The 24,185-nt window shown below is 65.2% G+C and carries 23 protein-coding genes; 11 read left to right on the top strand and 12 right to left on the bottom strand.

Annotated elements, in window-relative coordinates; genetic code table 11:
* The first annotated feature begins 4 nt into the window (after positions 1-4).
* A complete protein-coding gene (locus ACK6AU_RS08390) occupies positions 5-928 on the top strand; it encodes an alpha/beta hydrolase (protein WP_409298761.1) in 924 nt (307 codons plus the stop codon).
* Between the two features lie 89 nt (positions 929-1,017).
* Positions 1,018-1,635, top strand: a complete 618-nt coding sequence (locus ACK6AU_RS08385; protein WP_185699280.1) for a DNA-3-methyladenine glycosylase — start codon at positions 1,018-1,020, stop codon at positions 1,633-1,635.
* A gap of 88 nt (positions 1,636-1,723) precedes the next feature.
* Here the strand turns inward: ACK6AU_RS08385 and dctM are convergent, their stop codons facing one another.
* From dctM to ACK6AU_RS08370, 3 genes are read right to left on the bottom strand one after another with little or no spacing between them, the layout of a single operon-like run.
* On the bottom strand, positions 1,724-3,004 hold the full coding sequence (gene dctM, locus ACK6AU_RS08380; protein WP_409298759.1) for a C4-dicarboxylate TRAP transporter large permease protein DctM: 1,281 nt from the start codon (positions 3,002-3,004) through the stop codon (positions 1,724-1,726).
* Entirely contained in the window at positions 3,004-3,636 is a 633-nt protein-coding gene (locus ACK6AU_RS08375) for a TRAP transporter small permease (RefSeq protein ID WP_409298757.1), read from the bottom strand. The genes dctM and ACK6AU_RS08375 overlap by 1 nt, the downstream gene beginning before the upstream one ends.
* A 56-nt stretch (positions 3,637-3,692) precedes the next feature.
* The gene (locus tag ACK6AU_RS08370; RefSeq protein WP_409298755.1) at positions 3,693-4,694 is read right to left on the bottom strand and encodes a TRAP transporter substrate-binding protein; all 1,002 of its coding nucleotides are present in this window, start codon (positions 4,692-4,694) and stop codon (positions 3,693-3,695) included.
* Between the two features lie 244 nt (positions 4,695-4,938).
* Between ACK6AU_RS08370 and ACK6AU_RS08365 the strand changes: the two genes are divergently transcribed.
* The 4 genes from ACK6AU_RS08365 (at position 4,939) to ACK6AU_RS08350 (ending at position 9,135) form a co-directional block, all read left to right on the top strand.
* Positions 4,939-5,970: an AraC family transcriptional regulator gene (locus tag ACK6AU_RS08365; RefSeq protein WP_185699284.1), complete on the top strand. Its 1,032-nt coding sequence runs from the start codon at positions 4,939-4,941 to the stop codon at positions 5,968-5,970.
* A gap of 105 nt (positions 5,971-6,075) precedes the next feature.
* Positions 6,076-7,182: a polyamine ABC transporter substrate-binding protein gene (locus ACK6AU_RS08360; RefSeq protein ID WP_409298753.1), complete on the top strand. Its 1,107-nt coding sequence runs from the start codon at positions 6,076-6,078 to the stop codon at positions 7,180-7,182.
* Positions 7,183-7,285: 103 nt separating this feature from the next.
* Positions 7,286-8,749: an amidase gene (locus ACK6AU_RS08355; RefSeq protein WP_409298751.1), complete on the top strand. Its 1,464-nt coding sequence runs from the start codon at positions 7,286-7,288 to the stop codon at positions 8,747-8,749.
* A gap of 59 nt (positions 8,750-8,808) precedes the next feature.
* Complete coding sequence (locus ACK6AU_RS08350) at positions 8,809-9,135, top strand: hypothetical protein (RefSeq protein WP_185699287.1); 327 nt, start codon at positions 8,809-8,811, stop codon at positions 9,133-9,135.
* 265 nt (positions 9,136-9,400) lie between these two features.
* Here the strand turns inward: ACK6AU_RS08350 and ACK6AU_RS08345 are convergent, their stop codons facing one another.
* The 5 genes from ACK6AU_RS08345 to ACK6AU_RS08325 all read right to left on the bottom strand — a co-directional run bounded on the left by ACK6AU_RS08345 (position 9,401) and on the right by ACK6AU_RS08325 (position 14,984).
* Entirely contained in the window at positions 9,401-10,213 is an 813-nt protein-coding gene (locus tag ACK6AU_RS08345) for a CoA ester lyase (RefSeq protein WP_185699288.1), read from the bottom strand.
* Between the two features lie 148 nt (positions 10,214-10,361).
* Positions 10,362-11,567 carry a CaiB/BaiF CoA-transferase family protein gene (locus tag ACK6AU_RS08340; RefSeq protein ID WP_185699289.1) on the bottom strand — a complete coding sequence of 402 codons (1,206 nt, stop codon included), beginning with the start codon at positions 11,565-11,567 and terminating at the stop codon, positions 10,362-10,364.
* A gap of 32 nt (positions 11,568-11,599) precedes the next feature.
* A complete protein-coding gene (locus tag ACK6AU_RS08335) occupies positions 11,600-12,949 on the bottom strand; it encodes an MmgE/PrpD family protein (protein WP_185699290.1) in 1,350 nt (449 codons plus the stop codon).
* 9 nt (positions 12,950-12,958) lie between these two features.
* Entirely contained in the window at positions 12,959-14,122 is a 1,164-nt protein-coding gene (locus ACK6AU_RS08330) for an acyl-CoA dehydrogenase family protein (RefSeq protein WP_185699291.1), read from the bottom strand.
* A 34-nt stretch (positions 14,123-14,156) separates the two neighbouring features.
* On the bottom strand, positions 14,157-14,984 hold the full coding sequence (locus ACK6AU_RS08325; RefSeq protein ID WP_185699292.1) for a MaoC family dehydratase N-terminal domain-containing protein: 828 nt from the start codon (positions 14,982-14,984) through the stop codon (positions 14,157-14,159).
* 142 nt (positions 14,985-15,126) lie between these two features.
* On the opposite strand from ACK6AU_RS08325, the gene ACK6AU_RS08320 reads away from it, so the two are divergent.
* The 4 genes from ACK6AU_RS08320 to ACK6AU_RS08305 all read left to right on the top strand — a co-directional run bounded on the left by ACK6AU_RS08320 (position 15,127) and on the right by ACK6AU_RS08305 (position 19,582).
* Positions 15,127-16,038 (top strand): LysR family transcriptional regulator, encoded by a 912-nt coding sequence (locus tag ACK6AU_RS08320; protein ID WP_185699293.1) that lies wholly within the window; start codon positions 15,127-15,129, stop codon positions 16,036-16,038.
* Positions 16,039-16,166: 128 nt separating this feature from the next.
* Positions 16,167-16,733 carry a GNAT family N-acetyltransferase gene (locus ACK6AU_RS08315; RefSeq protein ID WP_185699294.1) on the top strand — a complete coding sequence of 189 codons (567 nt, stop codon included), beginning with the start codon at positions 16,167-16,169 and terminating at the stop codon, positions 16,731-16,733.
* Between the two features lie 221 nt (positions 16,734-16,954).
* Positions 16,955-18,778, top strand: a complete 1,824-nt coding sequence (locus ACK6AU_RS08310) for a serine hydrolase domain-containing protein (protein WP_409298747.1) — start codon at positions 16,955-16,957, stop codon at positions 18,776-18,778.
* Positions 18,779-18,784: 6 nt separating this feature from the next.
* Positions 18,785-19,582, top strand: coding sequence for a MipA/OmpV family protein (locus tag ACK6AU_RS08305; protein ID WP_185699296.1), 798 nt, complete (start codon positions 18,785-18,787; stop codon positions 19,580-19,582).
* A 98-nt stretch (positions 19,583-19,680) separates the two neighbouring features.
* Here the strand turns inward: ACK6AU_RS08305 and ACK6AU_RS08300 are convergent, their stop codons facing one another.
* From ACK6AU_RS08300 to ACK6AU_RS08290, 3 genes are all read right to left on the bottom strand, one after another.
* Entirely contained in the window at positions 19,681-20,916 is a 1,236-nt protein-coding gene (locus ACK6AU_RS08300; protein WP_409298815.1) for an ATP-binding protein, read from the bottom strand.
* A gap of 57 nt (positions 20,917-20,973) precedes the next feature.
* Positions 20,974-21,684, bottom strand: coding sequence for a winged helix-turn-helix domain-containing protein (locus tag ACK6AU_RS08295; RefSeq protein WP_185699298.1), 711 nt, complete (start codon positions 21,682-21,684; stop codon positions 20,974-20,976).
* A 170-nt stretch (positions 21,685-21,854) separates the two neighbouring features.
* Entirely contained in the window at positions 21,855-22,460 is a 606-nt protein-coding gene (locus ACK6AU_RS08290; protein ID WP_185699299.1) for a tRNA-(ms[2]io[6]A)-hydroxylase, read from the bottom strand.
* Positions 22,461-22,691: 231 nt separating this feature from the next.
* Here ACK6AU_RS08290 and ACK6AU_RS08285 point away from each other — a divergent pair, with 231 nt between their 5' ends.
* Entirely contained in the window at positions 22,692-23,555 is an 864-nt protein-coding gene (locus ACK6AU_RS08285) for a universal stress protein (RefSeq protein ID WP_185699300.1), read from the top strand.
* Positions 23,556-23,600: 45 nt separating this feature from the next.
* Here the strand turns inward: ACK6AU_RS08285 and ACK6AU_RS08280 are convergent, their stop codons facing one another.
* Positions 23,601-24,071, bottom strand: coding sequence for a DUF1289 domain-containing protein (locus ACK6AU_RS08280; protein ID WP_185699301.1), 471 nt, complete (start codon positions 24,069-24,071; stop codon positions 23,601-23,603).
* Positions 24,072-24,185: the final 114 nt, after the last annotated feature.

Raw genomic sequence — 24,185 nt, 5'->3', positions numbered from 1 at the left:
CCTGATGAGAACCACGACCTTGCGCCTGGCCCTGGGCTGGGCGCTGGCCGCCGCCAGTGGCCTGGCGACGGCCCAACCGGCTCCCGAGCAGCGGATGGACAGCAGCTTGCTGCAACGCCAGGACCTGCCCTATCGCTTCAGCAGCCTGCAACTGGATTCCACCGACGGCCAGCGCCACTACCAGGTATGGATCGGCCAGCCGCTCAAGGCCGCCCCCGAGCACGGCTATCCGGTGCTGTGGATGCTCGATGGCAACGCCGCCATCGGCGCCCTCGACCCGCAACAGCTCAAGCAGCTGGACCAGGGCCAGGCGCCGTTGCTGGTGGCGGTGGGCTACCAGACCCCGCTACGCATCGAGCGCACCGCCAGGACCTACGACTACACCCCGCGCCAGCCTGGCCGCGAAGTACAGCAAGACCCCTTGACCGGCCAACCCAGCGGTGGCGGCGAAGCGTTCCTCGAACTGTTGCGCGAGCGCCTGCGCCCAGCGGTGGCCGCCCGGGTAGCGATCGACCCGCAGCAGCAGACCTTGTGGGGGCACTCCTATGGTGGCCTGCTGGTGCTGCAGGCATTGTTCCAGCGTCCCGGGGAGTTTCGTCACTACGCCGCCGCCAGCCCCTCATTGTGGTGGGGCGACGGGCTGATCCTCGACCAGGCCCGGGGCCTGGCTGAGCGCATGCAGGGGCATCGGGCACAGCTGCTGCTGATGCGCGGTGATGCCGAGCCGGGGGACCCACGCCAGGCTCCGGCTTCGTACCCAGCCCCGGGGGCCGACCTGCGGGCCCGGCAGTTACGCGAGCAACTGGCGCCGGTTCCCGGCCTGGCCCTGGACGTCCACACCTTCGAGACGCTCGGCCATGGCCAGACCCTGGCGGCGTCCCTGCACTATGTGCTGGAGCGCCTGTACCTGCCCCCGGACCCGCCTTGAGCCACGAATTCCAGCGCAAGGGACCGGGTGCCAGGACCGCCGCCAGCGGCTAACCTGCCAGGCGTCCCGCCCCTTGCCCCGGATTACCGATGCCCGCCAGTCCCGATTTCGCCAGCACCTTCCTCGCCGCCCTGGATGCCGATTGGGCCCGGCATATCGCCGCCATCGGCCCCTGCCTGCACCAGCCCCGGCCGGAGCGCGAACCCTACCAGGCGCTGGTGCGCGCGGTGGCCTACCAGCAATTGCATGCCAAGGCCGGCGACGCGATCCTCGCCCGGCTGCGGGCGCTGTTTCCCGGCCAGGACTTTCCCAGCCCCGGGCAGCTCTGCGCCAGCAGCGTCGAACAGCTGCGCGGCTGCGGTTTTTCCGCGCGCAAGGCGGCCGCCCTGCAGGGTATCGCCCAGGCCACCCTGGACGGCCTGGTGCCGTCGGCGGACGCCGCACGGGAGCTGGACGACCAACAGCTGGTCGAACGGCTGACGCCACTGCCCGGGATCGGTCGCTGGACCGTGGAGATGCTGTTGATCTACAGCCTGGAGCGCCAGGACGTACTGCCGGTGGACGACTTCGGCGTACGCGAGGGCTACCGGCGCCTCAAGGGCCTGGAGCGCCAGCCCAGCCCGCGCCAGATGCGTGAGCTGGGCCAGGCCTGGAGCCCCTGGCGCACCACCGCCGCCTGGTACTTGTGGCGAGTACCGGCGACCTGACCGGCCCATGGGCATGGGTCGTTGCACCGAACCCGGCAGGCCACTGCGCTATCCATCTACAGGAGCTGGCTTGCCAGCGATGGGAGCGCTACATGCCCAACCCGTTGGGCAAGGCCAGGGAGATCAGCGGGACGTAGGTCACCAGGATCAGGAACAGCAGCAGGATCATCAGCCACGGCAGGGCCGCGCGGATGGTCTGGCCCAGGGTCAGGCCAGTCACCGCCGAGGTCACGAACAGGTTCAGGCCCACCGGCGGGTGCACCAGACCGATCTCCATGTTGACCACCATGACGATGCCCAGGTGAATCGGGTCGATTCCCAGCTTCATGGCAATCGGGAAGAAGATCGGCGCCAGGATCAGCACGATCGCCGAGGGCTCCATGAAGCTGCCCGCCACCAGCAACACCACGTTGACCATCAGCAGGAAACCGATCGGCGTCAGGCCTTCGGAAATCACCCAGGCGGTGATTTCCTGGGGGATCTGTTCAGTGGTCAGCACATGGGCGAAGAGCATGGCGTTGGCGATGATGAACATCAGCATGATCGACAGCCGGCCCGACTCCAGCAGCACCTTGGGGCAGTCGCGCAGCTTCATGTCGCGGTACACGAACAGGGCGACGAAGGCCGAGTACACCGCCGCCACCGCCGCCGCTTCAGTGGGGGTGAACATGCCGCTGTAGATACCGCCAAGGATGATCACCAGCAACAGCAGCCCCCAGAACGCCCGGCGTGCGTAGCTCAGCCACTCGCAAAAGGTGGCCCGTGGCTGGGCCGGCAGCTTTTTCACCCGGGCCACGATGTAGATCGCCACCATCAGCAGCAGGCCCAGCAGCAACCCGGGCACTACGCCGGCCATGAACAGCTTGCCCACCGAAGTCTCGGTGGCCGCCGCGTACACCACCATGACGATCGACGGCGGAATCAGGATGCCCAGGGTCCCGGCGTTGCAGATGATCCCGGCGCCGAATTCCTTGGGATAGCCGGAGCGCACCATGCCCGCCACGGCAATCGAGCCGACCGCCGCCACGGTGGCTGGCGACGAGCCTGACAGCGCGGCGAACAGCATGCAGGCCAGTACCGCGGCAATCGCCAGGCCGCCACGGATGTGCCCGACACAGGCGTTGGCGAAGTCGATCAGGCGCTGGGCCACGCCACCGGTGGTCATGAAGGCCCCGGACAAGAGGAAGAACGGAATCGCCAGGAAGGTGTAGGCGTCGGAGGTCTCGAACAGCTTGATCGCCAGGGAGCTCAGGGAGTCCGGGCTGAACATCAGGATCGACACCGCCCCCGACAGGCCCAGGGCGATGGCGATGGGCACGCCGAGGAACATGAACACGAACAGCAGCAGAAACAGACAGAGCACGGCCATCAGTGACGCTCCTCATGGCTGCCCGCCAGCTTGCTGGCCTCGCCCGCCTCGTCGGCCAGCCCCAGGCCGAACTGCCGTCGGGTGAAGATGCGGTAGAAGATTTCCAGGTAACGGATCAGCACCAGGGCGAAGCCGATGGGCACTATCACCACGATATGGCTGATCTGGATGCCGAAGCGGTCCAGGTCTTCGGCGCCGATATGGACGGTCATGATCGCGCTCAGCCACTTGAAGCTGGCGACCATGAACAGCCCGGCGTACACCAGGCAGCAGAAGCAGGCAAGCAGCGCCAGGTGACGCTGCACCGGGAGCGGGGTCAGGCGTACCAGAGCATCCACCCCCAGGTGCCCGGCGGTGCGCACGCCATAGGAGATGCCGAAGAAGATCAACCAGCCGAACATCGCCTTGGTCAGGGCCACGCCCCAGGTCATGTCCTGGGCCAGGCCCATGGTGGCGTCGCCCAGAGCGTTGAAGAAAGCGCTGCTGGCGGCCGATGTGTCGGCCAGGGCGAAGAACAGGGTGTAGATGTTGTTGAGCATCACGTAGACGAAGGTCACCAGGGTCATGGTCGCCAGCAGCAGGGCAATCAGGCCCTCCTCCAGGTGCTCCCAGATACGTCTCAGGGACTGCATAGAGATACCTCGCGAACAGGCAGTGGCCGTCCGCCTCGGACGGCCGGGAGGGTGTATCAGTGGCGCTGGTTGGCGGCGTCGGCGGCCTCGATCAGGTCGGCGCCGATCTCGTCCTCGAACTTGTTCCACACCGGGCGCATGGTGTCGCGCCAGGCCTGGCGCTGCTCGGGGGTCAGTTCGATGATTTCGCTGGTCTTGGCCTCGACGATCTTCTGCCTCGCGCTCTGGTTCAGGGCTTCGGCCTGTTTGTTCACCTGCACCGAGACCTCGGCCATGATCTTTTCCAGCTCGCCGCGCACGTCTGCCGGCAGGCCGCTCCAGAAGCTCGCGTTGGTGATCACCATATAGTCGATCAGGCCGTGGTTGGACGCGGTGAAGTACTTCTGCACCTCATTGACCTTCTGGCTTTCATAGTTCGACCAGGTGTTCTCGGTGCCGTTGACGGTGCCGGTCTGCAGGCCCTGGTAGACCTCGGCGAAACTCATCTTGCGCGGGTTGGCGCGCATCGCCTTGGATTGCTCTTCGAGTACGCTGGAGGCCTGCACGCGGAACTTCAGGCCACGGGCGTCCTTGGGTTCGTGGAGGGGCTTGTTGGCCGATAGCTGCTTCAGACCGTTGTGCCAGTAGGCCAGGCCGAGAATGCCCTTGCCCTGCATCGAGGTCAGCAACTGCTTGCCCTCGGCGGCCTGGAAGCGGTCCACCGCCGCCAGGTCGTCGAACAGGAACGGCAGGTCGTAGATCTGGATCTTTTTGGTGTACTGCTCGAATTTGGCCAGCGACGGCGCCAGCATCTGCACATCCCCCAGCAGCAGTGCCTCCATTTCCTTGCCATCGCCGAACAGCGAAGAGTTGGGGTAGACCTCAACCTTGACCCGCCCCGGCAGGCGCTCCTCGGCGAGCCTCTTGAACAGTAACGCGCCCTGGCCCTTGGGGGTGTTCTCGGCCACCACGTGGGCGAACTTGATGATGATCGGGTTGCCGGTGGATTCGGCGGCCTGAGCCAACCCGGCAGCGAGCAATGCGGCGGCACAGAACAGCGCTGTTGAGAGCTTGGACATGGACTTCACCTTTTTATTGTTGTGATTGAGGGAAGAGTGCCCAAGGCATGGCGTATAGAGAATTTCGAATTTTTGATACCCGCGTTCATCCCCGCCGAACGCCCCTCCCCATGGAGAAGCCGGCTTGCCGGCGAAAGGCTCCCGAGCCCTGCGCTGCCCCCGCCAACGCCTGCAAGGAGCAATTGAACCGCGGGCGCGTAACCCCTAAAGTCACGCCTTTCCGATTCCTGCTTCGAGATCGTCGATGGCCGCCCTTCGCCTGACCACCCTGCACACCACCCAAGCAGTACTGGACGCCTTTCGCGACAGCGGTGTCCCGGCCCAGGTGTTGCTGGAAGGTAGCGGCATCCAGCTGGCGGACCTGGAACTGCCCAACAGCCTGATCAACATCAGCCAGGAAATGCGCGTATTCCGCAATGCCGTGGCCTTTCGCCAGGACCTAGGGCTGGTGCTGGGACGCAACCTGCACGTCTGCGCCTATGGCATGTTCGGCCTGACCCTGCTGACCAGCGCCACCCTGCGCGAGGGTTGGTCCCTGGCGCTGCGCTACCCGTTGCTGCTGGGCACCTTCTTCCACCTCGACCTGGAACTGCGCGATGGCCTGGCCTGGCTCACTGCCGACCAGTACAGCGAGAGCGAGCTGGAAGTGTTCAACACCGATTTCTGCATGTCGTCCTACCGGGTCACCTGCCAGGACCTGCTGGGCTGTTCGCTGCCACTGCGCGAAGTGCACCTCAAGCATGGGCCGCAGCCCTACCTGGACAGCTACGAGCAAGCCTTCGATTGCCCCGTGCAATTCAATGCCGGGCGCAACGCCATCGGTTTCGACCCGGAGTGGCTGGACCGGCGCCTGCCCCTGGCGGACCTGGTGACCCAGAACGACATGCTGCAGCGCTGCATCCGCCTGAACGAGGAACTCAGCGCCCGCCCCACCTGGATCGACCAGGTGCGGCGCATCCTCAACGAACAGCTGCACGCCGTGCCGGACTTCGACAGCCTGGCGCGCCAGGTGCACTGCTCCCCCAGCACCCTGCGCCGGCGCCTGCGGGCCCAGCACACCAGCTACCAGCAATTGCTCGACGAGCTGCGCTACGCCCGGGCCCGCCAGTTGCTTGAACAGCACAGCCTGCCCATCTACCGCATCGCCGAGGCCCTGGGTTTCAAGGAAACCGCCAGCTTCCGCCATGCCTTCCAACGCTGGAGCGGCGTCGCTCCGGGGCGTTTCCGGCAACTGGCCGGCCAGCTGGGTCCGTTGTCAGACAATTCGCAAGAATGACGTCAAATATCCCCTATTGACCGTTGCCAACATTCTCTGTGGGACACTTCCGGCGAAAAATGACGCCCGGAAGGTTTCGCTTTCTTCAAGACATGGAGCTGTCGCATGAAATCGCTGCATACCGCGTTCACCAGCCTGGCCCTGGCCCTGGGCCTGACCTGTTCTTCCGGTGCCACGGCCGCCGCCGAGCGCACAGTAAACATCTTCAACTGGTCGGAATACATCGCCCCCGACACCATCAAGGATTTCCAGGCCAGCAGCGGGATCAAGGTCAAGTACGACATCTTCGAGAGCAACGAAGTGCTCGAGGCCAAGCTGCTCACCGGCAATAGCGGCTACGACGTGGTGGTGCCCTCCAGTGGCTTCGTCAGCAAGCAGATCAGTGCCGGAGCCTTCCAACCCCTGGACCGCGCCCAGTTACCGAACTGGAAGAACCTCGACCCGGCGGTGATGAAGCTGCTGGAACAGAGCGACCCGGGCAACCGCTACGTGATCCCCTACATGTGGGGCACCAACCTGATCGGTTATGACCGCGACAAGGTCCGCCAGTTGCTGGGCGACGATGCACCGGTCAACAGCTGGGACCTGGTGTTCAAGGAGGAGAACCTGAAGAAGCTCGGCCAGTGCGGCGTGACCTTCCTCGACTCGCCTACCGAGATGCTGCCCCTGGCCCTGCACTACCTGGGCCTTGACCCCAACAGCCAGAACCCTGCGGACTACCGCAAGGCCGAGGCCCTGCTGCTGAAGCTGCGTCCCTATGTGCGCTATTTCCACAGCGCCAAGTGGATGGGCGATATCGCCAACGGCAACATCTGCGTGGCGGTGGGCTATTCCGGTGGTTTCCTGCAGGCCGCCAACCGCGCCAACGAAGCCAAGAACGGCGTGCATATCGAGATGCGCATTCCCAAGGAAGGCACCCTGGCCTGGATCGATACAGTGGCCATCCCCAGCGGCGCCAAGCACGTGGACACCGCCCATGTCTTCCTCAACTACCTGATGGAACCCAAGGTCATCGCCTCCATCAGCAACTTCGTCGGCTACCCCAACGGCATCACGGACTCCAAGCCGTTCATCCAGCAGTCGCTGCTGGACAACCCGGACCTGTTCCCCAGCGCCGAGACCATGACCCGCCTGTTCCCCCTGGCGCCGCTGCCGGCCAAGGCCGAACGCACCCGCACCCGGACCTGGATCAAGGTCACCAGCGGACGCTGAACCACTTACCCCGAAAGCCTTGCGGCCTGGTAGGGAACCGGCCCGCAAGCTTTCGCCGCCGACTTGCCCTGCGCATCCGGCGCCCTGGAAAAAAGAGTTGTCCATGTCGTCAGCCACACCCAGCCATCCACCCCTGCACCAGCTGTCGATCGAGGCCTTGCTGCACGGTTTCGCCACCTTGCGGTTCACCCCGGTAGACCTGCTGCGCGACCTCTTGGCCCGCATCGAGCAGCATGAGCCACGGCTCAACGCCCTGTGCGAACGCCAGGACGCGGCGGCGTTGCAGGCCGCCCAGGCCAGTGCCGAGCGCTGGGCAGCCGGGCAACCCATGGGCCGCCTGGACGGCATCGCGGTGCTGGTCAAGGACAACCACGACATCCAGGGCTGGCACACCCGCAACGGCTCCAGGGCCCTGGCCAGCCGCCCGCCCCTGGAGCACGACTGCGCCCTGGTGGCACGGTTGCGCGAAGCCGGGGCGATCTTCATCGCCAAGACCACCTTGCCGGAACTGGCTTGTACGCCGCTGACCGACAGTCCTCTGACCGGGGTCACCCGCAATCCGTGGAACCTCGCCCTGCATGCCGCCGGCAGCAGCGGTGGCAGTACCGCCGGGGTGGCGGCCGGTTATGCCCCGGCCGCCACGGCCAACGACGCGGCCGGCTCGATCCGCACCCCGGCGAGCTTCTGCGGGGTGATCGGCTTCAAGCCCAGCCACGGCCTGGTTTCGACCAGCCCGGCCATCGATCCAGGCGGCTTGACCGCCGAGGGTCCGATCGCCCGCCATGTGCGCGACATCGCCTTGCTGCTGGAGTACATGAGCGCCTATGAACCCAGCGAGCCCTTTGCCTGGCCCCATGCCCCCCTGGGCTTCCTGGAACGGATCGAAGAGGGTGTCCAGGGCTTGCGCATCGCCTTCAGCGCCGACCTGGGTTATGCCGCCCATGTCGACCCGCAGATCGCCGCCAGTTGCCTGGCTGCGGCCCGACGCCTGGAGGCTGCCGGCGCGACCCTGGTGCTGGCCTCGCCGGACCTCGGCAACCCGGCCCCCGGTTTCGTGCGCTCCTGGCCCGTGGAAGCGGCCAGCACCGTGGACCTGGAGATCCCCGCTGAGCAACAGCACCTGATGGGCGACTTTCTCCAGCAGGCCCAGGTGCGAGCCCGCCAGCTCAATGCCCTGGACTATGCCAATGCCGTGCAGGAACGACACCAGGTAGCCCAGGTCCTGCATGCCTTTCTCAGCGACTACGACCTGCTACTGACCCCGACCGCGGTGGTCGAGCCGTTCGCCGTGGAATTGTCGAGCCCGCCCGACTGGCCACAACAGGCCAGCAGCATGTGGCAGCCGACCACGTTCCCATTCAACTACAGCCGCCAGCCGGCACTGAGCATGCCTTGCGGCCTGAGCGCCGCCGGCCTGCCCATCGGCTTGCAGATCGCCGCGCGCTTCGGACGCGACGACCTGGTGCTGCGAGCGGCCAGGGCCCTGGAAAAACTCCAGCCCATGGCGCCCTTCGCACATCCCCACGGCCTGGCCGACGCCCCTGAGGCGTCGGGTATCGAACAATAACGTACAAGCACAACCTGTCGGCGCCAGCCAGCGATGCGACACGGACAAGGAGGTGGACCATGGATTCTTCAAGCAGTTGGTACCAAGACACCCAGTTCGAGCATGACATCTATGTGATGGTCATTCGCGAGCCCAGTTCGCCAAGCCTCGACCCGCACCAGACCGGCTCCAGCTACAGCTATGTCGGGCGCCTGGCCGGCCAGGGCCAGCATCCGTGCTTTTCCCTGCACTTCGCCTGCCCGCCCTATGGCAACGACTACGCCAGTACCGACGCCGCCCTGCAAGCCGGCATGGCCCATGGCCGGGCGCTGGTGGAGCACTGGCGGACCCGTGGGCGCAAGCTGCCGGTCGGCGGCGAGATAGCCCTGCCCAGCTACAGCAGCTGACACAACAAGGCCCATGGCTGGCAGGAGGGCAGCGGCTGTCGTAGGCTGCCCCGCCGTCCGCCCATGCGCCATCTCCTGGAGTGTCGATCCATACACGCAAGAGGTGCAGGATGTAGGGCGCGCCCCCCTTGTCGACTTGCCCGGCATGGGCCAATCGCGATGGTCCGCTCCAGGCTGCTCATCGGACGCTACCGCAGGGGGCGGGGCTGGGATGTGCATGCTGAGACCGCGGCCGTTCTACCTGCACGCCGGCCCTGGCACAGGGTCAGGCCATCGCCAGCAAGCGCTGGGCCCGCAGCAGCACCGGGGCATCGACCATCTGCCCATCCACCTGGTAGGCCCCGACACCCTCGCGCCCGCCCTCCACCACCCGTTGGGCCCAGGCCAATTCCTCGGCGCTGGGCGCCAGGGCTTGATGGATCACCGGCACCTGGACCGGGTGGATGCACAGCGCACCGGCAAAGCCCATGGCGTAGGCGTGACGGACCGAGGCGGCCAGGCCCTGGCTGTCGGCGATGCCGGGAAACACCCCGTCCAGCGGCGCCTGCAGCCCCGCCGCCCGAGAGTGCAGGATCAGCGCCAACCGCGCTTGGTCAAGGGCGAACTGGGCAGCCGCCGAGCCGCTGCTGAGGTTGAGATCCAGGGCCAGGTCCAGGCCGCCGAACGACAGGCGATGGACCCCGGGTGCGCTGGCGATCTCGCCCAGGGCCAACAAGCCCCGGGCACTTTCGATGATCGGCCAGACCAGACGGCCGCTGGTCGCTACTCGCGCCACCTGGGCGGCGCACTCGACTTTCGGCAGGAGAATGCCCACCACCCCGGCATGAGCCTGGCAGAACGCCAGATCGGCCAGGTGCTGGGGGTGCTCGGGGGCGTTGATTCGTACCCACGCCCGGACCTGGGGCTGCGCCAGCAGGAAACGCCCCAGGTGCTCTCGCGCCTGCACCTTGAGGGGTTCCTCAACCGCGTCCTCGAAATCGACGATCACCGCATCGGCGCCACAGGCCAAGGCCTTGGCGAAACGCTCGGGGCGGCTGCCGGGGACGAACAGCGCGGAGCGGACAATGGGGTTGGACATGTTCGGATCCTTGTTATTGGAAGACCAGTGGCGGCCAGGCTTACTGCCCAGCTCCTGCGATAAGAGCCTGGTGTTGCCCTGCCCTCTGCAGGAGCCGGCTTGCCAGCACAGGCGATCTCACACGCCAGCTCCTACGCGCAGGTGGGGTTCAGATGACTCCGCGGGTCTGCAATTGCTCGATGCTTTGCAGGCTCAGGCCCAGCTCGGCGAGTATCGCTACGCTGTGCTGGCCCAGCGCCGGGACTGCGTCCATGCGCGGGGCATAGGCACTGTTGCGCGCTGGTGGCAACAACGCCGGCAGGCGGCCCGCCGGGCTGTCCACCTGGCGCCAGGCATCCCGGGCCGCCAGCTGCGGGTGCTGCCATACGCTCTGCATGTCGTTGACCCGGGCGTTGGCGATCTGCGCCTGCTCCAGCCGTTCGATCACCTGGGCGACGCTGAGCCGGGCAAAGCGCTCGACGATGATCTGGCGCAGCGCCTCGCGGTTGGCCGAACGCTTGAAGTTGGCGCCAAAGCGCTCGTCCGTGGCCAGTTCGGGCAGCGCCAGCACCTTGTCGCAGAAGGCCGCCCACTCTCGTTCGTTCTGCAGGCCTAGCATCACCGTGCCGCCGTCACCGGCGGGAAACGGCCCGTAGGGATAGATGGTGGAATGGGCCGCGCCGGCCCGGGGTGGCGGTTCGGCACCTTCGAAGGCGTAGTACAGGGGGTAGCCCATCCACTCCACCAGGCTTTCCAACATGCTGATGTCGATGCGGCTGCCCAGGCCGGTGCGCCCACGCAGCAGCAGGGCCGAAAGAATGCCGCTGTAGGCGTACATGCCGGCGGCAATGTCGGCGATCGAGCAACCGGCCTTGGCCATCTGCTCTGGTTCGGGGCCGCCGGTCACCGATACAAAGCCGCCTTCGCTCTGGATCAGCAGGTCATAGGCCTTTTTCCGCTCATAAGGGCCGCCTTCGCCGTAGCCGGAAATATCGCAGACTATCAGCCGTGGAAACCGCTCATGCAGCGCCTCGAAGGACAGCCCCATGCGTGCCGCCGCCCCTGGAGCCAGGTTCTGCACCAGCACGTCGGCCCCAGCCAGCAGGCTCTCCAGCACGCTCTCGGCTGCGGGCTGCTTGAGATCCAGGCTCAGGCTTTCCTTGGAGCGGTTGGTCCACACGAAGTGCGAGGCCAGGCCCTTGACCCGCTGATCGTAGCCCCGGGCGAAATCGCCGCTGCCGGGGCGCTCGACCTTGATCACCCGGGCTCCCAGGTCCGCCAGCTGGCGGGTGCAGAACGGCGCGGCAATAGCGTGTTCCAGGCTGACCACGGTGATGCCGTCCAAGGGTCGTGGCGGTGCTGTGTTGTCGGTCATGTTCGGTCCTCGCCCTGTTCGATGTCGGGCATTCAGAGCAGTGAGTTGAGGTCGGCAGCGTCCCGCAGGGCCCAGACCCGGCGGATCAAGGCATCGCCTTGCTCCGGGGTGCGGGCGCCGGAGAACTGCAGCAGGCGCTGGAACTTGTCTTCCAGCTCGGCCCGGGACAGGCCATTGCCCGGATCGCCCTTGGGCTCGTCGATGGCACCTTGCAGGATGCGGCCATCCACGCACTGCACCTCGATCCGGCCCAGCCAACGCGTTGGATAGCCAGCATCGACTTCAGGGTCCAGCTGCATGCCGACCTTGTCGCGAAACGCCGCGACCCGGGGGTCGCTTAGCGCATGGCGCTGGAACTCCGGCAGCCCGGCCTTGCCGTACACCGCGATCAGGCCGAGCACGGTGCCCATTGAAAACTTGGCCTGGTGCACGGTCTGCGGCACCTGGACCCGGCCCAGCACATCGATGGCGCCCTGGTGTACCCGGGTCACTACCCGGGCAATCTGCCGATGTTCCAGGCCTTCACGCTGCATCACCTCAAGCAAGGCATCGGCGGCGGGATGGGTGTGGCGGCACGAGGCGTGGAACTTGAACGAGGTTTCCAGCAGCGCCCAGCGGCTGCCCAGGCGGGCACTCAGCAGTGCCGGCTCGGCATTCCGGGACATACCGGCGGCCATGCCCTGCTCGCCTTCGAGGATATTGCGCGCGCCGCTCAGGCCGTCCCGGGTCAGGTAGGCGGCCAGCAGGCCATCGGCGGCGGCCTTGGCAGTGTGCAGTTGCTTGGAATCGGCGGCGTCACGCAAGAATTCCCAGAGCCCGGCGGCCTGGGTCCCGGCGCTGCCCAGAAGGTTGATGAACTGCTCACTGTCGAATTCCATCAGCTTGCCCACCGCCACCGCAGCGGCCAGGGTGCCGACGGTGGCCGTGGTGTGGAAGATCCGGTAGTGAGAACGACCCATGAATTCGCCGATGCGGATTCCCGCCTCATAACCGGCCACCGCTGCCAGCAGCAGCTCGCGGCCGGACTTGCCCAGGTCCTGGGCCGCCGCCAGCGCCGCCGGGAACACCACGGTGGCCGGGTGCAGCACGGAGCTATTGTGCAGGTCGTCCTGCTCCACCAGGTGTGACGAGGCGGCATTGACCAGGGCGGCGAAATACGCCGAGCTGCCGGCCCCATTGACCAGGATGCGCGCAGGGCCACTGGCCGGGCCCATGTGCCGGGCATAGGCCTCGAACAAGGGGATCGGGTGCGCGCCCTGGGCGGCAAGGGCCGAGCCCAGCCAGTCCAGGAACAGCTCTTGGGTACGCAGCAGGACGTTTTCCGGCAGCTCGGCGTAGCGCAGGCCGGCGAGGAACCCGGCCAGATCGTGGGTATGGCTCATGGGGGCTCCTTAGAAGCTGCGGGGCAGTTCCAGCAAATGCTCGGCGACGTAGGACAGGATCAGGTTGGTGGAGATCGGCGCCACTTGGTACAGCCGGGTCTCGCGGAATTTGCGCTCGACGTCGTACTCGCAGGCAAAGCCGAAGCCGCCGTGGGTCTGCAGGCAGGCATTGGCCGCTTCCCAGGAAGCCTTGGCCGCCAGGTACTTGGCCATGTTGGCGCTGGCCCCGGCGTTGCGGCCGCTGTCGTATTCCTCGCAGGCGCGCCAACGCATCAGGTCGGCAGCCTCGATCTCGATATGGGCCTCGGCAATCGGGAACTGCACGCCCTGGTTCTGGCCGATGGGCCGGCCGAACACCTCCCGGTCGCGGGCATAGGCGCTGGCCTTCTCGATGAACCAGCGGCCATCACCGATGCATTCGGCGGCGATCAGTGTGCGCTCGGCGTTGAGGCCGTCGAGGATGTACTTGAAGCCCTTGCCCTCCTCGCCGATCAAGCTGTCGGCGGGCAGCTCCAGGTTGTCGAAGAACAGCTCGTTGGTCTCGTGGTTGACCATGTTGGCAATGGGCTGCACGGTCAGGCCATTGCCGATGGCCTGGCGCAGGTCCACCAGGAAGATCGACATGCCCTCGGATTTTTTCTGCACCTGGGCCAGTGGCGTGGTGCGGGCCAGCAGGATCATCAGGTCGGAATGCTGAATGCGCGAGATCCACACCTTCTGCCCGTTGATCACATACTTGTCGCCGCGGCGAATGGCGGTGGTCTTGATCTTGGTGGTATCGGTGCCGGTGGTGGGCTCGGTGACGCCCATCGATTGCAGGCGCAATTCGCCGCTGGCGAACTTGGGCAGGTAGTAGCGCCTTTGCGCTTCGCTGCCATGCCGCAGCAGGGTGAACATGTTGTACATCTGCCCATGCACGGTGCCGGAGTTGCCGCCGCAGCGGTTCACTTCTTCGAGGATCACCGAGGCTTCGGCCAGCCCCAGGCCAGAGCCGCCATACTCGCCAGGGATCATCGCCGCCAGCCAGCCGGCCTCGGTCAGGGCCTTGACGAAAGCTTCCGGGAAGCCCTTGCGCTCATCGATGCCGCGCCAGTAGGCGGCGTCGAACCCGGTGCACAGTGCGCGCACGCCTTCCCGGATGGCATGGAGTTCTTCAGTGTCATGGGGGTTCATCACTCGGCACTCCGCCTTTGCTTATTGTTGAGATTCAGTCGAACTGCACTTCGCCGCGCTGGGCCAGCCCGGAGCCATCGCCAGCCCACAGCTCGGCGTGTCCAGGGGCGCTGATGCGCCCGCCGACCTCGAAAGGCTGCGGGACCATCAAGGGCCGCAGGCCGCGGTAGGCGAAATGGTGCAGGCGCGCCTCGGGGTGGGCCCGGCAGAAGGCCCCCAGGCTCAGGGTGGCGATCAGTGGGCCATGCACCACCAGCCCCGGGTAGCCCTCGGTGGCGGTGACGTAGGGATAGTCGTAGTGGATGCGATGGCCGTTGAAGGTCACTGCGCTGTAGCGAAACAGCAGGGTCGGCGTGGGCTCTACCGGCTCGCGCCAGTTGCCTTCGGGCAGCGGCTCGCCACTGCTCATTTTGGGCGGAGTCGGTTCGCGGTAGACGATGTCCTGTTCTTCACGCAACGCCAGTTGGCCGTCCTGAAAGTATTCGTGGCACAGGGTGACGAACAGCAGCTTGCCGGTGCGCCCGGCCTTTTCCTCGACCTGGAGAATGGTGCTGGTGCAGCTGGCCTCGGCGCCGACCCGCAGCGGCTGATGAAACGCCAGGCGGCCACCGGCCCACATGCGGTTGCGGTTGTTCGCCGGCGGCAGGAAACCGCCCCGCGCCGGATGCCCGTCGTCGCCCAGGGTCGAGGCCGGCTGCGGCTGCTGGAAGAAACACCAGTGCCACAACGGCGGCAGGGCTTCGCCCGGAGCCGGGACGGGCTGGCCGAACGTGGCGGCGATGCGGGCCAGCAGGTGATGGCTGAGGTGGTCGTCGATCCGCTGGCTGCGGCCGATCCAGGCGCTGGGGTCGGTGGCACTCATGGTGGCAAGGTCCTGTGGCACGAAGGTGATGGCGACCATCATGCAAGGGGCTGGCGCGTATGGAGAATTTGCATTTCTATAAACCGGCGTTCGTTTATGCTGAACGCTATTCATCCCTATCCCTGCCTTCAGGAGCCCGGACATGCATTTCGATCTGGCGGACCTGCGCCTGTTTATCCATATTGCCGAATCCCCGAGCCTGACCCAGGGCGCGCGTCGCGCCTTCCTCTCGCCAGCGGCCGCCAGCGCACGAATCAAGGCCTTGGAAGGCCAGCTCGACACCCGCCTGCTGTACCGCGACAGCCGCGGCGTGGAAGCCACACCCGCCGGCGAACGGCTGCTGCAGCACGCGCGGCTGATCATGCGCCAGGTGGATTACCTGAAAAGCGAATTCACCCAGTACGGCGGCGATTCTTCCGGGCACATCCGCATCTTCGCCAACACCACGGCGGTCACCGAATTCCTGCCGGAAGTGCTGGCGAAATTTCTCTCGGTACACCCTGGAGTCACAGTGGACCTGCAGGAGCGCCTGTCCCGGGACATCGTTCGCGGCGTGCTGGACGGCACCAGCGACATGGGCATCATCGCCGGCCCGGTGGAAGCCAGCGGCCTGCAGGTCCTGCACTTCAGCACCGACCACCTGGTGTTGATGGTGCCCGTGGACCACCCACTGTCGGGGCAGGCCTCGGTGACCCTGGAACAGACCCTGGCCTACCAGCACATCGGCCTGCATGAAGGCAGCACCCTCTTGACCTTCCTGCGCGAGCATGTGGAACGCCTGGGCAAGCAACTGTCGCTGCGCATCCAGATGTCGAGCTTCGAGGCGATCTGCCGCATGGTGGAAGCCGGGGTCGGCATCGGAATCATTCCCGAGTCCGCGGCCTTGCGGCACAGTCGCACCATGCAGTTAGTGACGGTGAAGCTGGATGAAAGCTGGGCCGTGCGCGAACGCAGCGTCATCGTCCGCGAACTGGAGGCCCTGCCCGGCAGCGTGCGGGCGCTGATCGCGACACTGATGCCCGATAACCGGAGCCCACAGCCTCGTGACCGGTGATCGCCCTGGCCGGCAGCACAAGCAAAGACATTGATGCCGGTCAAGCAATCGCCCCGTCACAAGGATGAAGCTTTGGGCAACCAGGGCTGTGGTTGCAGCCCGCCCTTTGGCTCCACGGAGACTTGACCATGTCCAGCAGCGCTCTCGATATGCTCCCTCACCCGCCGTTCCCGGCGCAGCAAGGCCAGTACTGGATCGACGCCTTGAGCGACGGCAGCCATGTGTTGATCCGCCCACTGCGCCCGCAGGATCGCCAGCGGGAAAAAGCCTTCATCGAAAACCTTTCGCCCATCACCCGGCACCAGCGCTTTCTCGGCGAAGTCAAGGAGGTGGGTGGTCAACTGCTCGACCAGTTGATGGATGTCGGCACCGCGCAACGGGTGGCCTACGTGGCCCTGGTGCATGACAACGGCGAGCTGCGGGAAGTCGGTATCAGCCGTTATGCCCAGGTGGACGACCAGCCCTGGCGCTGCGAATTCGCCGTGACCGTCGCCGATCAATGGCAAGGCAAGGGCCTCGGCGCCCTGCTGATGCAGCACCTGATCGACGAGGCCCGCCACAACGGCTACCAGCAGATGTACTCGGTGGACTCGGCCACCAACTACAGCATGCGCCGCCTGGCCAAGCTCCTGGGCATGCGTAGCGCCATCGACCCCGACGACGCCACCCAGGTGATCCACAGCCTGGCGTTGTAACCCTCCTGGCCGCGCCTCGGGTCGAGGCGCGGCCGCATTACCCGCAGAACCTCGCTTGCGCCCAGCTTTGCCTCTGCCTGAACAGCCCAATCCAGAGCGCTCCGAGCTTTGCTGGCAGGCGGCTTAACACTCTTTGACATTTTCCTGACAAAGCTGCCAAAGACTGGCCGCACGCCCTTCCCTAGCATTTCCGGCATTCAATCCTTGTGCCCGGGTGTTTCATGTCCGCCAAACTCTTTGGCCTGCCGCTGTTGGGCATCCTGCTGAGCAGCCTGGGCTGCAATGGCCAGCCGCCGGCGCCGCCCACCATCACCCGGGGCGACTACGCCAGCATCATTCGCTACCTGAAGCAGTACATCCCGCAGCAGATGGCCGAGCACCAGGTGCCCGGCTTGTCCATCGCCCTGGTAGACGGCCAGGAGCTGATCTGGACCCGGGGCTTTGGTTTCGCCGACAAGGAGCGGGGCCTGCAAGTGACCGAGAACACCGCATTTCGTGCCGGAGCCCTGTCGCAGTTGCTGACGGCCACGGCGGTGATGCAACTGGTGGAGCAAGGCCGCTTGCAACTGGATGCGCCCCTGCAGGCGACGCTCAAGGAGTTCTACGTCCGTTCGCGCTTCCATGACGACCAGGACGCCGCCGACCGGGCGGTGACCTTGCGCCGCTTGCTCAGCCACCAGGCCGGCATGCCCGCCGAATACCTGCATGACCTGCGTACGCCCCATGTCCTGGGCCAGCTACCGCAAAAGGTCAGCGGCGTGTGGTTGAACAATGCCCCCGGTACCCGGACCGCCTATTCAAATCTGGGCTACGCCTTGCTGGGCGCGGCCATCGAACGCAGCACCGGCCAGGACTTCGAGCAGCACCTGCAAAGCAGCCTGCTGCGCCCCCTGGGCATGCGCCAGTCGAGTTTCATCGGTGACAGCCGCCAGGAGCCCTATCGCGCCCTGGGTTACCAGGACGGCGCCGCCAGTGCGCATGGCCCGGAGCGCGACATTCCCGCCAGCGGCCTGTGGACCAGCCCACGGGACCTGAGCCAGTTCGTCCGGATGCTGTTCGCCCAGGGCCGCTACAAGCAGCGCCAACTGTTGTCGGCCAACTCGGTGCAGGAGATGACCCGCCCGCAGAACATCGGCAATGCCCTGGATTTCGACTGTGAAGTGGGCCTGGGCTGGTTCCTCTCGCCATGCGGCGATGAGTGGGTGCGCCCCGGCATTCGTACCTGGCAGCACAGTGCCATCGGCAACAGCTTCCATGCCCAGGTCAGCGTGCTGGCGGAACAACAGCTGGCGGTGATCGTGATGAGCAACTCCGACACTGGCGAGGCGCTGGTTCCGGACCTGGTGACCCAGGCCCTGCGCATGCTGCTGCAGGCCCATGGCGCTCCCGAGGAACAACAGGCGAGCACTGGCCAGCCACACCTGGAACCGGCCGTAAGGCGCCGGGTGCCCGAGGCCGCCGACCGCCAGCAACTGGCCGGTTTCTATGCCACGGCCTATGGGGTGCTGCGGATCAGGGACCAGGGCCAACGGTTGTTCGGCGAGGTGGCCGGCACCCGCTTCGAACTGCTGCGCGACGAAGATGGCTGGCTGCGCGCCCAGAAAAAAATCCTTGGCCTCTGGCTCCAGGACCTGGGCGACCTGGGCCGGGTGCAACTGGACGTCATCAGCATCCAGGGACACCGGGTGTTCGCCGCCAAGAGCCACGGCCAGTTGCTGGCGGTGGGCGAGCGCATCGACCCGGTACCGCTGCCCGACAACTGGCTGGCCACGGTGGGTACCTACGAAGCCCTTGGCGACAGCGAGCAAAACACTCCCGTGAGCGAAATCAGCATCGCCCTGGAAGAGGGCTTCCTGATGATCCGCAGCCTGCAGCAAGGCCGCATCCTGACTGACTACATCCTGGCGCCGGTGGATAACGCGCATGCGGTGATCGCCGGCCACGGTCCCGGCCTGGGCGACACCGTGCGACGCCAGATCAACGGTATCAACGTGCTGGGCTACTCGTTCAAGCGCTCCTACAACTCCCACTACCTGAGGTTTTAAATCGCTATGAAAATCCTGAAACGCTCCACCACCGCGCTCTGGCTCGGCACCCTGGGCCTGACCACGGCTTCTGTCGTCGCCCATGCCGAGGATTGGAAATTCGGCGTCAACGCCGGGGTGGCCAGCGTTCCACGCTACAGCGGCAGCGACCAGCGCACCGTGATGCCGATCTTCGGCGCCGAGATCGTCAGCCCCTACGGCATCTTCCTCAACACCGAGCAGGGCCTGGGCTGGGGCAACAAGTGGGGCGACCTGTCGTTCAGCACCTGGGTCGGCCCAAGCGAGTCGCGCCGCGACAAGAACCACATGGGCCAGGGCTCCAAGCGCCTGAAGGGAATGGGCGACATCAAGACCCGCGCCCAGTACGGCGCGCACCTGGGCTACGACCTGGGCCCGTTCGAGCTGGGCGCCACCGTGACCCACGCCGTGAAGAAAAACAATAACCGCGATACCGGCCGGGCCTACAGCCAGCTGGAGCTGAGCATCGGCACCCAGTTGTATGAAGGCAGCTACGGCAGCCTCGACGCCAGTGTCAACACCCTGTTCGGCAACGCCGACTACATGCAGACCTGGTACGGCGTCAGCGGCACCCAGGCGGCCAACAGCCGCTTCAGTGCCTACAACGCCAAGGGCGGCCTGATCAGCAGCGGTGCCGACCTGACCTGGACCTTGCCGCTCAACCAGCAGACCAAGCTGTCCACCCAGCTGTCCATGGATTACCTGGGCAAGAAGGCCGCCGACAGCCCGATCGTCGACCGGCGCCTGCAGACCGTGCTGTCTTCGCAGATCGAATACAGCTTCTAAGGCCGTAAAAAATACGGCCCGTGATCACGGGCCGTAGGGTGTTGAGACCAGGCTCCGCGAGGGGCTTGGTCATTTTTGTGCTCTGCCCTGGCGCAGTGTCAATCCGTGCTGGCCCAGGTCATGCGGAACGAGGCACCGCCCCACTCCGAGTCCATCACTTCGACCTTGCCGCCATGCCATTGCGAAACCCTGCGCACCAGGGCCAGGCCCAGGCCGAAGCCGCCGGTGCGCCGGTCGCGGCTGGCATCGAGCCTGGAGAATGGCTCGAAGATCTTTTCCCGTCCCTCTACCGGCACACCCGGGCCGTCATCGTTGACCCGCACTTCGTAACCGTTTTCCAGGCGTACCAGGGATACCTCCACACGCCGCTCGGCGTAGCGGATAGCGTTGCGCAGCAGGTTGATCACGGCCCGGGCCATGAAGCGCGGCTCGATGCTGATGTACTCCACCTGGCAGGAGCGAATCAGCAACCGCACGCCCGCCGCCTCGGCCTCCAGGGCAACGCTGCCGATCACGCTGTCGAGCCAGCTCTGGGCCTGGATGTTCTCGCGGTTGATCGAGGCTGCGCCATGTTCCAGGCTGGCGTAGCTCAAGAGCTCGGAAACCATTTCCTCCAGCTCGCCCAGGTCGGCATACATGTCGCAGATCAGCTCCTGGCTTTCCTGCGGGTCCGGGTTCTGCTTGAGCTGGTCCAGCTCGAACGACAGCCGGGCAATGGGCGTGCGCAACTCGTGGGACACGGCATTGGTCAACTCGCGCTGATTGGCGATCAGGCCTTCGATGCGTGCGGCCATGCGGTTGAAGTGCTGGGCCAGGTCACGGATGTTGGAACGCCGCGACAAGTGCAGGCGAGTGCCCAGGTCGTTGCTGCCGAAACGCTCGGCGGCCAGGCGCAGGCTCTCCAGGTCACGCCAGTGCGGCCGCACCCAGAAGTACAGGACGATGCCTAGCAGAGCACCGAGCAAGGCATAGGCGGCGATGCTGTAGAGCAAGGTCAAAGGTTGCTCTTCCGGCAGCTTGATGCTCAATAGCTGCGGACCGCCGTCGATACTGGAGATGAACTCGTCGTACTCATCGCCGCGCACCACCAATTGGCTGGAGTCCAGCAGGGCCTGCTCGCGAGGAGTCAGGCTCAATTGATCGGCATCTACCAGCGCCAGCAACAGCCCATAGTGGGGCTTGAGCTCTTCCAGCTGGCGCAGGCGCCCGGATTCGTCCAGCGGTCTTAGCTGTTCACCCAGACTGTAGGCCTGCCCCCGGACCGCCTCGCGGTTGTAGGACTCGATCAGGTCGGCCGCCAGGTAGTTGAGGAAAATGTGTTGCACTGCTGCCATCGACCCGGCGAAACCCAGGACCAGGAACAGGTAGAGCCCCAGAAACAGCCGCAGCATTCAGATCTCCCAGGCGAATGGGTTGAACAGGTAGCCCTTGCCCCACACGGTCTTGATGCAGGCCGGTTCACGGGGGTTGTCCTTGAGTTTGTGGCGCAGCTTGCTGATGTAGACATCGACGCTGCGGTTGAGGCCGTCGAACTCGATACCGCGCATGCGGTTGAGAATATCGTCCCGCGACAGGGTCTTGCCCGCGGCGCTGGCCAACAACCACAACAGTTCGAACTCCATGGTGGTCAATTCGACCGGCTCGCCGGCCAGGCGCACCTCGCGGCTGCTGCGATCGATGTTCAACACACCGAACTCCAGGGCCCCACGCTGGGCTGCGGGCTCGGGCACCTGGCGTCGCTGCAGGGCCCGCAGGCGCGCCAGCAGCACCGCCGGCTTGATCGGCTTGATCACGTAGTCATCGGCGCCGGATTCCAGGCCGAGGATATGGTCAAGGTCGTCCTCCTTGGCGGTGAGGATCACGATCGGGGTGTCCGATACCGCACGGATTTCCCGGCACACGTGCAGGCCACTCTGGCCCGGTAACATCAGGTCGAGTACCACCAGTTTCGGTTTGAATTCAAGAAACGCCGACAGGGCCACATCGCCCCGATGGACCGTCAACACTTCAAAGCCATGCTGGGACAGGAAGTTGGCGATCAGCCCGGCGAGCTTTTCGTCATCTTCCACCAGCAATACTTTGCCAAGACCCAGGTTTTCCATAAATACCAGTCTGCGAACACACGATTTGAGTGTGCGCATTATAAGCGGCAGAGGATTAACGAAAGGCTAACGAGAAGCACAAAACCTGGAACCGGCACGGGTTTATGCAAGATTTCATCTTTTTAAGAGTTTTTAACAATTTGCCCCGGGCGCAGCCGCAGGAGCCTGGTTCACCAGGCCGGAACGCCGCTATGGAAGCGGAACTCCTGGTCGGGGGATTCGATCAGCTCCTGCTCGGCGGCCCGCACTTTGTCGATCACCCGGGCGATATCCTCGGCATCGCCGTACTGGTAGGCCAGCTTCAGGTAACCCTGGTAGTGCCGGGCTTCGCTCTTGAGCAAGCCGAAGTAGAACTTGCCCAGTTCCTCGTCCAGGTGCGGCACCAGGGCCTCGAAACGCTCGCAACTGCGCGCCTCGATGAAAGCCCCCACCACCAGGGTATCCACCAGCTTCACCGGCTCGTGGTTGCGCACCACCTTACGCAGGCCCGAGGCATAGCGGCCAGCGGAGAGCTGGCGCAGCTCGACCTTGCGCTTCTTCATCAGGCGCAGGACCTGTTCGTGGTGCACCAGCTCTTCACGAGCCAGGCGCGACATCATGTTGATCAGGTCGATGTGCGAGTGGTACTTGGCGATCAGGCTCAGGGCCGTGCTGGCGGCCTTGAACTCACAGTTCTTGTGGTCGATCAGCAGGGTTTCCTGGTCGGCCAGGGCGGCCTGGACCCAGGCATCGGGAGTCTGGCAGCCGAGGAATTCGGCAATCGGCGGGAAGTTCATCGACGGGTATCCGGGCAATCCGCTGCGGCCCGCAGGTGACGGGCGGCGCTAGGGGTGAAGGGTAAATACGAGGCTCGCGGGACAGCAAGGCTTTGCAGCCAAAGGCGCGATTATACCGGCCGCGCCGCAGACCACCAGCGACCGCGCTTGATATGCATCAACGTCCGGCCTAAGTGCCAGCAACTATAGTGATGAGCAGTTCCCATTCACTCTCTGCCGGAGTTCACGATCATGCAAAGCATCCGCAGTATCCTGGTGGTCATCGATCCCACGCCTGGCGAAAGCCTGGCCCTCAAGCGCGCCAAGCTGATCGCCGGGGTCACCCAGGCTCACCTGCACCTGCTGGTCTGCGACAAGAAGCATGAGCATTCGGCCTTGCTCAGGGTGCTCAAGAGCAGCCTGACCGGCGAAGGCTACAGCGTCACCACCGAGCAGGCCTGGAACGAGAGCCTGCATGAAACCATCATCGACGTGCAGCAGGCCGAAGGTTGTGGCCTGGTGATCAAGCAGCACCTGCCGGACAGCCCGTTGAAAAAGGCCTTGCTGACACCCGCCGACTGGAAACTGCTGCGCCACTGCCCTACCCCGGTCCTGCTGGTCAAGACCGCCACGCCCTGGACCGGCGGCGTGGTCATGGCGGCCATCGACGTCGGCAACCTGGATGGCGAGCACCGTGCCCTGCATGCCAGCATCGTCGACCATGGCTTCGACATCGCCAGCCTGGCCAAGGCCCAGTTGCACGTGATCAGCGCCCATCCGTCGCCGATGTTGTCGGCGGCCGATCCGGTATTCCAGCTCAAGGAGACCATCGAGAAGCGCTACCGAGAAGCGTGCAAGGCATTCCAGAGCGAATTCGATATCGACGACGGACACCTGCATATAGAAGAAGGCCCGGCCGACGTACTGATTCCCCACATGGCCCACAAGCTGGAAGCGGCGCTGACCATCATCGGTACCGTGGCCCGCACCGGCCTCTCGGGGGCGCTGATCGGCAATACCGCCGAGGTGGTCCTCGATGCCCTGGACAGCGATGTACTGGTGCTCAAGCCGGCGCAGATCATGAGCCACCTCGAAGAACTGGCCGCCAAGGCCTGAGGCAGCGAGTCGTGGCGAGGCAAGCCGCCCCGCCAGGCAGCTCACTCAGGAGCCCAGCGCGTCCTTGAGAAAACCCGGGGCGATATAGCGCTGGTAATGGGCCTCGGAGAGCAGGAAGAACTCGCGATCGATGGCGTCGCGCAACTCCGGCAAGCCCCAGTCGCGAAACTCCGGCAGCAACACCATCCCATAGGCATCCAGCTGGTTGATCACCCGCGCGCCCCGGGCGATCAACTGGTAGGCCCAGCAGTACTCCGACTGGTGGGGCACGAAACGGATCTTGCGCTGCTCCAGCTGGGTCCGCAGGCGCACCGGATCGAAGACTTCCAGCTTGGCCGTCATCACCTGCACCAGCAGCTGTTCCAGGCGTAGCCAGACTGCGCGCTTCTGATCCTCGTTGTAGCCGTTCCAGTTGACCACCTCGTGGTGGAAGCGCTTGCAGCCACGACACACCAGGTCGCCGTAGACAGTGGAGCAGAGGCCGACGCAGGGGGTCTTGATGGTCTGGTTAGGCATAGATGAAAGTCACGCGGGAAAGCAAAACAGGCCGGCATGTTAGCCCTTTGTCTAACATTGATCACCCCTCAAACTTCAATACGCCAACTTACGTTTAGATTTTTTTTGCCGTAG

Origin of the sequence: Pseudomonas sp. KCJK8993 (genome assembly GCF_046230915.1) — a bacterium.
Taxonomy (GTDB): domain Bacteria; phylum Pseudomonadota; class Gammaproteobacteria; order Pseudomonadales; family Pseudomonadaceae; genus Aquipseudomonas; species Aquipseudomonas piscis.
The sequence above is the reverse complement of the archived record's forward strand: the minus strand, read 5'-3'. Positions and strand labels throughout refer to the sequence as shown.

Bases quoted from the DNA above. Each gene is read 5' to 3' on its own strand.
- ACK6AU_RS08390 (WP_409298761.1), top strand. From the start codon at position 5: ATGAGAACCACGACCTTGCGCCTGGCCCTGGGCTGGGCGCTGGCCGCC.
- ACK6AU_RS08385 (WP_185699280.1), top strand. From the start codon at position 1,018: ATGCCCGCCAGTCCCGATTTCGCCAGCACCTTCCTCGCCGCCCTGGAT.
- dctM (WP_409298759.1), bottom strand. From the start codon at position 3,004: ATGGCCGTGCTCTGTCTGTTTCTGCTGCTGTTCGTGTTCATGTTCCTC.
- ACK6AU_RS08375 (WP_409298757.1), bottom strand. From the start codon at position 3,636: ATGCAGTCCCTGAGACGTATCTGGGAGCACCTGGAGGAGGGCCTGATT.
- ACK6AU_RS08370 (WP_409298755.1), bottom strand. From the start codon at position 4,694: ATGTCCAAGCTCTCAACAGCGCTGTTCTGTGCCGCCGCATTGCTCGCT.
- ACK6AU_RS08365 (WP_185699284.1), top strand. From the start codon at position 4,939: ATGGCCGCCCTTCGCCTGACCACCCTGCACACCACCCAAGCAGTACTG.
- ACK6AU_RS08360 (WP_409298753.1), top strand. From the start codon at position 6,076: ATGAAATCGCTGCATACCGCGTTCACCAGCCTGGCCCTGGCCCTGGGC.
- ACK6AU_RS08355 (WP_409298751.1), top strand. From the start codon at position 7,286: ATGTCGTCAGCCACACCCAGCCATCCACCCCTGCACCAGCTGTCGATC.
- ACK6AU_RS08350 (WP_185699287.1), top strand. From the start codon at position 8,809: ATGGATTCTTCAAGCAGTTGGTACCAAGACACCCAGTTCGAGCATGAC.
- ACK6AU_RS08345 (WP_185699288.1), bottom strand. From the start codon at position 10,213: ATGTCCAACCCCATTGTCCGCTCCGCGCTGTTCGTCCCCGGCAGCCGC.
- ACK6AU_RS08340 (WP_185699289.1), bottom strand. From the start codon at position 11,567: ATGACCGACAACACAGCACCGCCACGACCCTTGGACGGCATCACCGTG.
- ACK6AU_RS08335 (WP_185699290.1), bottom strand. From the start codon at position 12,949: ATGAGCCATACCCACGATCTGGCCGGGTTCCTCGCCGGCCTGCGCTAC.
- ACK6AU_RS08330 (WP_185699291.1), bottom strand. From the start codon at position 14,122: ATGAACCCCCATGACACTGAAGAACTCCATGCCATCCGGGAAGGCGTG.
- ACK6AU_RS08325 (WP_185699292.1), bottom strand. From the start codon at position 14,984: ATGAGTGCCACCGACCCCAGCGCCTGGATCGGCCGCAGCCAGCGGATC.
- ACK6AU_RS08320 (WP_185699293.1), top strand. From the start codon at position 15,127: ATGCATTTCGATCTGGCGGACCTGCGCCTGTTTATCCATATTGCCGAA.
- ACK6AU_RS08315 (WP_185699294.1), top strand. From the start codon at position 16,167: ATGTCCAGCAGCGCTCTCGATATGCTCCCTCACCCGCCGTTCCCGGCG.
- ACK6AU_RS08310 (WP_409298747.1), top strand. From the start codon at position 16,955: ATGTCCGCCAAACTCTTTGGCCTGCCGCTGTTGGGCATCCTGCTGAGC.
- ACK6AU_RS08305 (WP_185699296.1), top strand. From the start codon at position 18,785: ATGAAAATCCTGAAACGCTCCACCACCGCGCTCTGGCTCGGCACCCTG.
- ACK6AU_RS08300 (WP_409298815.1), bottom strand. From the start codon at position 20,916: ATGGCAGCAGTGCAACACATTTTCCTCAACTACCTGGCGGCCGACCTG.
- ACK6AU_RS08295 (WP_185699298.1), bottom strand. From the start codon at position 21,684: ATGGAAAACCTGGGTCTTGGCAAAGTATTGCTGGTGGAAGATGACGAA.
- ACK6AU_RS08290 (WP_185699299.1), bottom strand. From the start codon at position 22,460: ATGAACTTCCCGCCGATTGCCGAATTCCTCGGCTGCCAGACTCCCGAT.
- ACK6AU_RS08285 (WP_185699300.1), top strand. From the start codon at position 22,692: ATGCAAAGCATCCGCAGTATCCTGGTGGTCATCGATCCCACGCCTGGC.
- ACK6AU_RS08280 (WP_185699301.1), bottom strand. From the start codon at position 24,071: ATGCCTAACCAGACCATCAAGACCCCCTGCGTCGGCCTCTGCTCCACT.